The following is a 10,095-nucleotide window of genomic DNA, read 5'->3' on the forward strand; positions in this document are numbered from 1 at the left end:
GCGGTCATGTGCGTTTCTCCGGAGTTGCCTTTTTCGAGCGGGCAAGCTCGATGCGCCAGCGCTGCTGCGGATCGGCATAGGTGCGCCACCAGTTGGAGAGAATATTGAGCGATAGCGTCGTGAGAAGAATGGCGAGGCCCGGCCAGAATGCGATCCACCAGGCATTTGCGAGATAGCCGCGGCCGGTCGCCACCATGGCGCCCCAGGTGAATTCCGGCGCCTGGATGCCGAGGCCAAGGAAGCTCAGCGAGGATTCGGCCAGAACTACGGTGGCGAAATCGATGGCGCCGATCGTCACCAGCGTCGGCAGGACGATCGGGGCGATATGGCGGAAAACGATCCGCATATGCCCGGCTCCCAAGGCCATCGCCGCGCTGACGAACATGCGCTCGCGCACTTCAAGAACCTCGGCGCGTGTCGTTCGCAGATAGATCGGGATCCGGGTCACGGCCAGGACGATGATGAGGTTGGTGACCGACGGACCGAGGCTGAAGAGCACGATCAGGGCCAGGAGCAGCGAGGGGAAGCTCATGACGATGTCGGCAACGCGCAGAATGACGCTGCTCAAGAGCCCGCGCGAATAGCCCGCGATCAGGCCCAGGAAGCCGCCGATCAGCATCGAGAAGAACACCGCGAACAGGGCGATGCCCAGTGTGTTCTGCGCGCCGACGATGAGGCGGGCCAGGAGGCTGCGTCCGAGCGTGTCGGCGCCGAGCACGTAGGCCCAGCCCTGGTCCAGGCTGAACGGCGCCATGTTGCGGGCGCGGAAGTTCGGCTTGTCGATCAGGTTGCCCATCAGCCAGGGGCCAAGGACGGCACAGAGGACGACGAGCGTCAGGAATATCACGGCGGCCAGCGCCAGCTTGTTGCGGGCAATCAGCCGGAGGACCTGGAAGCGCCCGGCGGCCTTCGGTTTGGTGTCTGCGGGGATGGTCATCGCTGGCATACTCATTTCGCTTGAAACCTGATGCGCGGATCGAGCCTTGCATAGAGGAGGTCGATCAGGATGTTGAGAACGAAGATCGCAATGGCGGTGATCAGCACGGTCGCCTGGATCAGGGCGAAGTCACGCCGGATGATCGCGTCGATCATCAGCTTGCCGATGCCCGGCCATCCGAAGATGGATTCGACCACGACGGCGCCGTTGACGAGGCTGGCGGCGAGATCGCCGGCGACGGTGATGACCGGCAGCAGCGAGTTCCGGAGCGCATGGCGAAAGATGATCCGCGTGCGCTGCACGCCCTTGGCGCGCGCCGTCTTCACATAGGGTGACGCCAGCGCGCTGATCATCGTGCCGCGCACCACCTGCACCAGCAGGCCGAAGGGGCGCAGCGTCAGGACGAAGATCGGCATGATCCAGTGTAGCGGCGTGCCGGTGCCCGAGGTCGGCAGGAGGCCAAGGCCAACGGAGAAGACGAGGATGGCAACGATCGCCACCCAGAAATCCGGTGCGCTGGCGCCGGCGAGCGATGCCGTGCTGGCGAGACGGTCGAACAGGCTGTCGGGCTTTGCCGCTGCCAGCGAGCCGACGACGATCGCGAGCGTCAGCGCCAGCGACATGGCGATGGCGGCAAGCTTCAGCGTCTGCGGAAAGGCTTCCAGCGCCACTTCCATCGCCGGCCGGTTGCGGCTCAGCGCCGTGCCGAAGTCGAGATTGGCGACACCGAGCAGATAGCGGCCGAACTGGACGTAGATCGGATCGTTGAAGCCGTTGGCTTCGGAGAAGGCCTGCCGCTGCGCCTCGGAGGAATCCAGCGGCAGATAAAGATAGGCCGGATCGCCGGTCAGGCGCGACAAGAAGAAGACGAGGACGAGCAGGCCGATCACCGCGATCAGGCTCTGGGCCGAACGTCTCAGGATAAAGCCAAACACAGCCATTTCCTTCCACAGCGAAAACGAAGAAGGCACGGCGGTACGACCGCCGTGCCCTGGACGAGATTAGTCCTTGAGCTTGATCTGAGACAGCGCGATTTCGCTGTTCGTCTTCAGGTCAGGCTTCCAGTCGAGGCGGGAGCCGACGCGAACGTAACCGATCATGTGGTACATCGGGACGTCGGCGACGATCTCGTCATGAACCTTGAGGAAGGCTTCCTGGAAGAGCTTTTCACGCTCGGCGCCGGTCGCAGCCATCGCCTTCTTCAGAATGACGTCGAGTTCCGGAACGGCGATCGTCGAATATTGCCCCTCGCTCAGGAACATGACCGGTGCGGTGAAGCCCGCATCGCCGGTGTTGTTGTCGTGCTGCTGCTGGAACAGCGTCGGACCGCGGCCCTCGGGGAAGGGCTTGTCGAGATAGCGCACCCAGTCTGCGGCTTCGAGCTGGCGCAGCGAGACGTTGAGGCCGATTTCCTGCCACATGGCCATCATCGCTTCCAGCGACTCGGCAGAATTCGGGAAGAAGCCGTTGCGGCCGATAAGGACGATCTCGGTGTCGACCGGAACGCCGTCTGCCTTGGCTTCCTCGATCAGTTTCCTGGCCTGGTCGGGATCATAGGGCCAGGGCTTGATGTCGGGGTTGTGACCCAGCACGCCCGGAACCACCATCTGCGATGCCCTGAGCACGTCCTTGCCGAACAGCGCTTCGCCCATGCCGTCCCAGTCGATGGCGAGGTTGAGCGCCTTGCGGACCCGGACGTCGTTGAGCGGCGGAATTTCCGCATCGATGCGCATGCGGGTCGTCTCGGAATTCAGATAGGCGAAGTCGGTGTCGGTGTTGGTGGCGTCCTGCACGGCGAGCGACGGCGTCATGTCGGCTTCGCCGGATTCCACCATGGCGGCGCGGATGGCGGATTCGCCGCGCCAGACATAGGTCGCCTTGGCCACTTCGGGCTTGTCGCCCCAGTAGCTGTCGCTGCGGACGAGAACAATCTCCTCGTTGGTGGCACTTTCCAGCGTATAGGGGCCGGTGCCGACAGGCGCATTGGTCTCGGCATCGAAGGGCATGTTCGGGGAAACGATCTGAACCGTGCCGAGCAGGGTAGGCATGATCGGGACCGGGCTGTCGGAGGTGATCTCAAGCGTCGTGGCGTCGATGGCCTTCGGCGTCAGCTTGACGTCGCCGAACTTCGAGCGGCTGTCACAGGTGAGCTTGGGGTTCATGAGCCGGTCGATCGACTTGGCGACGGCTTCGGCATTGAACTCCGCGCCGTCCTGGAACTTGACGCCGGATTTCAGATGGATGCGCCAGGTGAGGTCGTCGACCTGCTCCCAGCTTTCGGCGAGCCAGGGGGCGACGGTGCCTTTCTCCGGCTCGATGTTGGTCAGCGTTTCGGTGATGTTCGAGTTGATCACGCGTCCGATGTCGGAGCGGATCGAGCGACAGGGCTCGAGGTTGGCGGGCTGTTCGGGCAGCACGATCTTGACCTCTCCCTCGGCCGCGTAAGCGACACCGGAGAGCAGGATCGATATCAGCGCAGCCGACACACCTTGCGAGAGCTTCATGGTCATTGTCATTTCTCCTCCTCATTAAAGACCGCGACATTGAATGTCGGCCTGCCTCGCGCCCGATGCGCAAGGCAGGTGGCAGCGCCTCCACGCTGCCGAACCACGCTAGAACACTAATGTATTAGTGTAGATATAGACAACTGTCAACTAAACACCGGCTGCGCTTTTCCGCGGTTCCGACGCTCGCGAAAGTGCCTGACTCTCGGCGATCTTGAGAGCGGCGACCGCAGCCTCGACCGGTGGCAGCTTGCCGGCCGGAAGGTTCGAGATCATCGGCATCAACGGGCCGGTATCTGCGATACCCGACAGGCGAATGCCGTCATGGAGAACCTGAAGGCCACCGAGTTCCAGGCGAACCTTCTCGAATGCCAGGAACGGCTTGCTGAGTTCGAAGGCTTCCGCCGCACGGCCGGCCTTGTAGAGTGCCAGAAGCTCGGAAGCGGCAGCCGGGGCGATGCAGACGGCGCCGGACGTGTATGTGGTCACCTTGCGTGCGCCGAGGTGGTCGTGGATGGGCGTCTCGCCCATGCCGCTTGCCAGATGTTCCGTACCGATCGCCGAGAGGACCGCGTCGAGATAGGGATCCCTGGAGGCATCCGGCTTCTCGACGGCATATTTGACGAAGCTGACGGCCTTTTCCGCAATCAGCTTGGCCAGTTCGTCCGGATCGACATAGTTCTCGCGCTTGAGATAGAGGACGAGACCGCTTCCAAAGGCGGCGGCAAGCTTGCGCACGCCGTTGGCGACGCCCGCCGGGTCTGCCGGGAAGTTGGTCGGCAGCACCATGACGTTCTTCAGGCCGAGATCGCGAACGATCGGCACCTGCGCCATCGCCTTGCCGAAGTCCGGACCGATCGAGGTGATGAGATGCGTGGTCGGCGCGACCGAAGCCTTGAGCGCTTCCATGGCGACCCGGAAATCGTCCAGCCCGAAATGATAGAGATTGGCGTTGCCGCCATAGAGCAGGATATCCACCCCGCCGGCTTCGATATGCTTGATGATAGCCTCGTTCGCGCCCGCATTGACCGAATAGTCGGCGTTGAGCGCGATGGGAGGCACGGCGACCACGGATGATGCGTAGTCGGCCGGGGCAAGTGCTGTTTGCATAGTTGACCCTCCTGAAGTCAACTATCCTTACTGAATTTTCGAAAAGTTGTAAAGATAAATTACATATATTGGTGTCAGGGGTCCAGCGCGCCGTTCGTCATGCGCCGACGTGCTTGAAGAATATGGCTTTCCATCGCGACACGCGCCCAGACGGGATCCTTGTTGCGGATCGCCTCGACGATGTCGGCATGTTCGCCGATCACCTTGCGGGCGCGGGCCGGCGATCCCGAACGCGTGAGCGACAGCGAGACGTTCATGAAGCCGCTGAGCGACACGTCGGGGCCTTCGAGCGCCAGGCTGAAAAACTCGTTGCCCGTGGCCTCGGCGATGGAGAGATGAAAGCGGCGATCGCTTTCGGGCAGGAACAGGCCGCGGGCGACCTGGCTGGAGAACTGTTCGTGCGCCTCGACGATTTCGGCGAGCGCCTTGTCCGTGCGCCGCTCCGCCGCCAGCGCAGCCGCGTTGCCTTCGACGCACAGCCGCAGTTCCTGGTAGCGCAGGAAGCGCGAGATGTCGGTGAGGTTGGCGAGATCCGGCAGGCTGCGGGAAGGCGTGGTCAGGACATAGGTGCCGCTGCCGCGACGTGCCTCGACGAGGCCATCCAGGCGCAGGCGCGCCAGGGCGTCGCGGATGACGGGGCGGGAAACACCGAACCGATCGCAGAGATCGCTTTCGGACGGCAACCGGCTGCCTGGCGGAAACGTGCCCTTCAGGATGTCCTGCAGAACATGGCCATAGACCTGGTCGGCATAGCTGGACGGCTTCAGTTCGGGTAGGTCTGCAACAGGGTTTGCGTTTTCGGCCACGGGCATGAAACTTTCTACCGGCGGTTTACAAATCAAGCGGGCTGCTTCTCACTAAAGCATTAATGCTTTAAGACAGTCAAAGACGATTTGAAGAGGAAGACGTCCGTGACTTCGGATCTGCCCTTAGCCAAGCATCGCATCGGCCTGGACCGCACGCGCCAGGTCGCCCCCCAGATCGTGGAATATCTCCGCGAAAAAATCCTCGAGCTCGAACTCGCGCCCGGTACGCCCCTGTCGCGCGTCGAACTGCAAAACCAGTTCGGCCTCAGCCAGACGCCGGTTCGCGACGCCCTGATGAGGCTGGAGGAGGAGGGGCTCGTCACCGTCTACCCACAATACGCCACCCTGGTGTCCAAGATCGACATCAATCTTGCCAGGCAGACGCATTTCATGCGGCGTGCCATCGAGCAGGAGATCGTGCATGAACTGGCCACCAAGACGGACCGACGCTTCATTGACCGCCTGGCGGCCGCCAATGCGACGTTGAAGGCATTGGTTTCGTCCGACGAGTATGGCGACTTCCTCCGCCACGATCGGGCCTTCCATCAAATCCTCTATGAGGAGGCGGGGCTGCAGGACATCTGGCCGGTGGTCCGGCGCCACAGCGGCCATATCGACCGGTTGCGCCGGCTCAACCTGCCGAATGTCGGCAAGGCGCGCGTGGTCGATAACCATGACGCCATTATCGACGGACTGGCCAAGGGCGATGCCGCCGGAGCCGAAGAGGCGATGAAGGTCCATCTGTCCGGCACGCTTTCGATGGTCGCCAGCATCGTCGAGAAGTATCCGGATTTCGTCCAGTACAACTAGCCTGGCTGCCACGCGGCGCCTTCCCGGTACTCCCGGCGTCGCTGCCGCAGTCGGTCTGTTGCCGCCACCCTCGTCCGTGCGCGTCGCTCCTGGCGCGGGCCATACACGCTTGCTGCGACGCTAATGCATTAGTGTATTGCCGTTCGGTTCGGCCTGTGCTACTCCCGAAGGAAGACAAGAACACCGACAGGAAACACCAATGTCCAAGACAGCGAGTGCGCTGCGCAGCGCGCGATGGTTTGCCCCCGACGATCTCAGGTCTTCAGGCCATCGCTCGCGCCTGATGCAGATGGGCTATGACGAGAAGGACTGGGGCCAGAGGCCCATCATCGCCATTCTCAACACCTGGTCGGATCTCAATCCCTGCCATGCGCATTTCAAGCACCGTGTCGAGGATGTGAAGCGCGGCGTCCTGCAGGCCGGCGGCTTTCCCGTCGAACTTCCGGTGCAGTCGCTGTCGGAGACTTCGCTGAAGCCGACGACCATGCTCTACCGCAACTTCCTCGCCATGGAGGCTGAGGAACTGCTGCGGGGGCACCCGGTCGACGGCGTCGTGCTGATGGGCGGCTGCGACAAGACCACGCCGGCGCTCGTCATGGGCGCCATCAGCGCCGGCTTCCCGATGATCTTCCTGCCGGCCGGGCCGATGCTGCGCGGCAATTACAAGGGTGAGTATCTGGGCTCCGGCTCCGATGCCTGGAAATATTGGGACGAGCGTCGCGCCGGAACGATCACCGACGAGCAATGGACCGGTGTCGAGGAGGGAATTGCCCGCTCCTACGGTCACTGCATGACCTTCGGCACGGCCAGCACGATGACGGCGATCGCCGAATCCATGGGGCTGACGCTCCCCGGCGCAAGCTCCATTCCCGCTGCCGATGCCAACCACATCCGCATGTCCACCCGTTGCGGCCGCCGCATCGTCGAGATGGTGATCGAGGATCTGACCCCGGACAAGATCATCAACCGGCAATCCGTCGACAATGCCGTCACCGTCGCCATGGCCACGGGCTGTTCCACCAATGCCGTCGTGCACCTGATCGCCATGGCGCGGCGCGCCGGCGTGCCGCTGACGCTCGACGAACTCGACGACGCCGGCCGCAGGACGCCTGTCATCGCCAATATCCGGCCATCCGGAAAGCAGTACCTGATGGAGGACTTCTACTATGCCGGCGGCCTGCGCGCGTTGATGGCGCAGATGAAGGACAAGCTCGATCTCGACGTCATGACCGTCAGCGGCTTCAAGCTCGGCGAGACACTGGAGGGCGCCGAAGTCTACAACGACGACGTCATCCGGCCGCTCTCGAACCCGATCTATCACGAAGGGTCGCTTGCAGTCCTGCGCGGCAACCTTGCGCCCGACGGCTGCGTCATCAAGCCGTCGGCCTGCGAGGAGCGCCTGCGTGTCCACGAAGGTCCGGCGCTCGTTTTCGACAGCTACCCGGAGATGAAGAAGGCCGTGGAGGACGAAAGCCTGGATGTCACGGCGGATCACATCATGGTGCTGCGCAATGCCGGTCCCAAGGGCGGGCCCGGCATGCCCGAATGGGGCATGCTGCCGATCCCGAAGAAGCTGATCAAGCAGGGCGTGCGCGACATGCTGCGCATCTCGGACTCGCGCATGAGCGGCACGAGCTACGGCGCCTGCATCCTGCATGTCGCGCCCGAAGCTCACGTCGGCGGCCCGCTCGCGCTGGTGCGCACCGGAGACATCATTCGCGTCGACGTGCCGAACCGTTCGATCGACATGCTGGTGGACGCGGAAACGCTGGCTAGACGCCGCGCCGAATGGGTGGCGCCGGCCGACAAGTTCGAGCGTGGTTACGGCTGGATGTTTTCCAGACACATCACCCAGGCCGACGAGGGCTGCGACTTCGACTTCCTGAAAACGGAATTCGGCAAGTCCGCCGGCGAGCCTGACATCTTCTGATCGCCAGCAGTTCTGGCCGGCAATTTCCGAATGGAGGATCCATTGACCGCTTACACCCTTTCCGACGCAACGCGCAAAAAATACGAAACCGTCAGCACCGCGACGCTGTGCACGGCCCTGTTCAAGCGCGGCCTGCGCAACCAGTTCATCCAGGATGTCCGCCCTGTCGCCCCGAAGGCGAAAAACATGGTCGGCCAGGCCTTCACGCTGCGCTACATTCCGGCCCGCGAGGACCTGAACCAGATCTCCGTCTTCCAGAATCCCGAACACCCGCAGCGCGCCGCCGTCGAACAGTGCCCGCCGGGCTCCGTGCTCGTCATGGATAGCCGCAAGGATGCGCGCGCGGCGTCTGCCGGCTCGATCCTCGTCTCGCGGCTGATGGTGCGCGGCGTCGCCGGCGTCGTCACCGATGGCGGTTTTCGCGACAGTCCCGAGATCGGCGAACTGGAGATTGCGGCCTATCACAGTCGTCCCTCGGCGCCGACCAACCTGACCCTGCACCAGGCGCTGGACATCAACGTGCCGATCGGTTGCGGCGACGTGGCCGTCTGGCCGGGCGACGTCGTCGTGGGGGACCGCGAGGGCGTGATCATCGTGCCCGCGGGCATCGCCGACGAGATTGCCGACGAGGCGGTGGAGATGACGGCGTTTGAGGATTTCGTCACCGAGGAAGTGTTGAAGGGACGCTCGATCATCGGGCTCTACCCGCCAACCCAGGAACAGACGAAGGTCGACTTTGCCGCATGGCGCCAGGCCAAGGGACGGTAAGCGCCGTCCCCAAAATCCCTCGAGCCCTGGGCGGATCACATGCACAAGGACATCACCATTCTTCAGGCGGCACACCTTCCGGAAAAGACCGAACGGGAGCTGCAGGAAACGTTCGACATCATCCGCTTGCCGCAGGATCATGACGAAGGCATGCGGCTGCTTGCCGAACACGGAGCCAAGATCCGCGGCGTGGCGGTGCGCCACGCCCATATCGACAAGGCGATGCTCGACACCATGCCGGCGCTGGAGATCATTTCCAGCTACAGCGCTGGCCTGGACGGCATCGACGTGGAGGCCGCACGCGCCCGTGGGATCGAGGTGCACAATACCTCGAAGATCCTCGCCGAAGACGTCGCCGATCTCGCCGTCGCGCTTGCGGTATCCGTGACCCGCGGCACGGTTCGCGGCCATGATTTCGTGCGCGACGGACGCTGGGAGCAGGGCGGCGCGTTTCCGCTCGGCCGCTCGTTGCGATCCCTGAAGACCGGGATCATCGGGCTCGGTCACATCGGCTCCGCCATCGCGAGACGCCTGCAGGTCATGGGTGCGACGGTCGCCTATCAGGGACCGCGCCGGAAGCCGGTGGATCTCGCCTATTTTGAAACCGCGCTGGAGCTCGCAGCGTGGGCGGACCTGCTGGTCGTCACCTGCCCGGCCACGCCGGAAACGATCGGCCTCGTCGATCGGGACGTGCTCGATGCGCTCGGTCCGGACGGTTTTCTGGTCAACATCGCCCGCGGCACCATCGTCGACGAGGCGGCGCTCGTCGCATCGCTTTCGCGCGACGGCATCGCCGGAGCCGGTCTCGATGTGTTCGACAAGGAGCCGCATGTGCCGGAGGCGCTGAAGAACGACCCCCGTGTCGTGCTGTCACCGCATATGGGAAGTGGTACGCGCGAGACCCGGCAGCAGATGGGCGACCGGATGGTCGAGGCGCTGCTTGAACACTTCGCAAGGCGATAACCACGGACCGACGGCCGCCTGCGCGCGTCGGGAGAACCGCATTCAAGAGGACGTCATCATGCACAGGAACCTGATCGCCGGCGAATGGACCGCGGGCGAGGACACCATTGAGAACATCAACCCGTCGAACACCAACGACGTGGTCGGCGAATATGCCCGTGCGTCCGCCGACGATGCCAAGGCCGCGATTGCCGCCGCCAAGGCCGCCTTTCCGGGCTGGTCGCGTTCCGGCATCCTCGAGCGCCATGCGATCCTGAAGAAGACCGC

Annotated in this window: 10 protein-coding genes; 5 read left to right on the top strand and 5 right to left on the bottom strand. The window is 63.5% G+C overall.

All coding sequences use genetic code 11. From position 1 onward, the window contains the following. Window positions 1-4: 4 nt before the first annotated feature. From OCK02_RS23715 to OCK02_RS23735, 5 genes are all read right to left on the bottom strand, one after another. Window positions 5-952: an ABC transporter permease gene (locus OCK02_RS23715; protein WP_263815161.1), complete on the bottom strand. Its 948-nt coding sequence runs from the start codon at window positions 950-952 to the stop codon at window positions 5-7. Beyond that, window positions 949-1,872, bottom strand: coding sequence for an ABC transporter permease (locus OCK02_RS23720; RefSeq protein ID WP_263815162.1), 924 nt, complete (start codon window positions 1,870-1,872; stop codon window positions 949-951). Before OCK02_RS23720 ends, OCK02_RS23715 begins: the two co-directional genes overlap by 4 nt. A 66-nt stretch (window positions 1,873-1,938) precedes the next feature. After that, window positions 1,939-3,447: an ABC transporter substrate-binding protein gene (locus OCK02_RS23725; protein WP_263815163.1), complete on the bottom strand. Its 1,509-nt coding sequence runs from the start codon at window positions 3,445-3,447 to the stop codon at window positions 1,939-1,941. A 144-nt stretch (window positions 3,448-3,591) separates the two neighbouring features. Beyond that, complete coding sequence (locus OCK02_RS23730) at window positions 3,592-4,551, bottom strand: dihydrodipicolinate synthase family protein (RefSeq protein WP_263815164.1); 960 nt, start codon at window positions 4,549-4,551, stop codon at window positions 3,592-3,594. 74 nt (window positions 4,552-4,625) lie between these two features. Continuing rightward, window positions 4,626-5,363, bottom strand: coding sequence for a FadR/GntR family transcriptional regulator (locus OCK02_RS23735; RefSeq protein WP_263815165.1), 738 nt, complete (start codon window positions 5,361-5,363; stop codon window positions 4,626-4,628). A 99-nt stretch (window positions 5,364-5,462) separates the two neighbouring features. On the opposite strand from OCK02_RS23735, the gene OCK02_RS23740 reads away from it, so the two are divergent. From OCK02_RS23740 to OCK02_RS23760, 5 genes are all read left to right on the top strand, one after another. Next, on the top strand, window positions 5,463-6,167 hold the full coding sequence (locus OCK02_RS23740; RefSeq protein WP_263815166.1) for a GntR family transcriptional regulator: 705 nt from the start codon (window positions 5,463-5,465) through the stop codon (window positions 6,165-6,167). Window positions 6,168-6,366: 199 nt separating this feature from the next. Beyond that, window positions 6,367-8,097, top strand: coding sequence for an L-arabinonate dehydratase (gene araD, locus OCK02_RS23745; RefSeq protein WP_263815167.1), 1,731 nt, complete (start codon window positions 6,367-6,369; stop codon window positions 8,095-8,097). Between the two features lie 42 nt (window positions 8,098-8,139). Beyond that, the gene (locus OCK02_RS23750; protein ID WP_263815168.1) at window positions 8,140-8,865 is read left to right on the top strand and encodes a ribonuclease activity regulator RraA; all 726 of its coding nucleotides are present in this window, start codon (window positions 8,140-8,142) and stop codon (window positions 8,863-8,865) included. A 39-nt stretch (window positions 8,866-8,904) separates the two neighbouring features. Continuing rightward, entirely contained in the window at window positions 8,905-9,828 is a 924-nt protein-coding gene (locus OCK02_RS23755) for a 2-hydroxyacid dehydrogenase (RefSeq protein WP_263815169.1), read from the top strand. A gap of 58 nt (window positions 9,829-9,886) precedes the next feature. Then, on the top strand, window positions 9,887-10,095 hold a 209-nt coding region (locus tag OCK02_RS23760; RefSeq protein ID WP_263815170.1), incomplete at its 3' end, for an aldehyde dehydrogenase family protein.

The sequence above is a fragment of the Rhizobium sp. TRM96647 genome (genome assembly GCF_025780115.1).
In the GTDB taxonomy this organism is placed as follows: Bacteria; Pseudomonadota; Alphaproteobacteria; order Rhizobiales; family Rhizobiaceae; genus Mycoplana.

Excerpts from the sequence above, each read along its gene's own strand:
- OCK02_RS23725 (WP_263815163.1), bottom strand. The coding sequence starts at position 3,447 with ATGACCATGAAGCTCTCGCAAGGTGTGTCGGCTGCGCTGATATCGATC.
- araD (WP_263815167.1), top strand. The coding sequence starts at position 6,367 with ATGTCCAAGACAGCGAGTGCGCTGCGCAGCGCGCGATGGTTTGCCCCC.
- OCK02_RS23755 (WP_263815169.1), top strand. The coding sequence starts at position 8,905 with ATGCACAAGGACATCACCATTCTTCAGGCGGCACACCTTCCGGAAAAG.
- OCK02_RS23730 (WP_263815164.1), bottom strand. The coding sequence starts at position 4,551 with ATGCAAACAGCACTTGCCCCGGCCGACTACGCATCATCCGTGGTCGCC.
- OCK02_RS23735 (WP_263815165.1), bottom strand. The coding sequence starts at position 5,363 with ATGCCCGTGGCCGAAAACGCAAACCCTGTTGCAGACCTACCCGAACTG.
- OCK02_RS23715 (WP_263815161.1), bottom strand. The coding sequence starts at position 952 with ATGAGTATGCCAGCGATGACCATCCCCGCAGACACCAAACCGAAGGCC.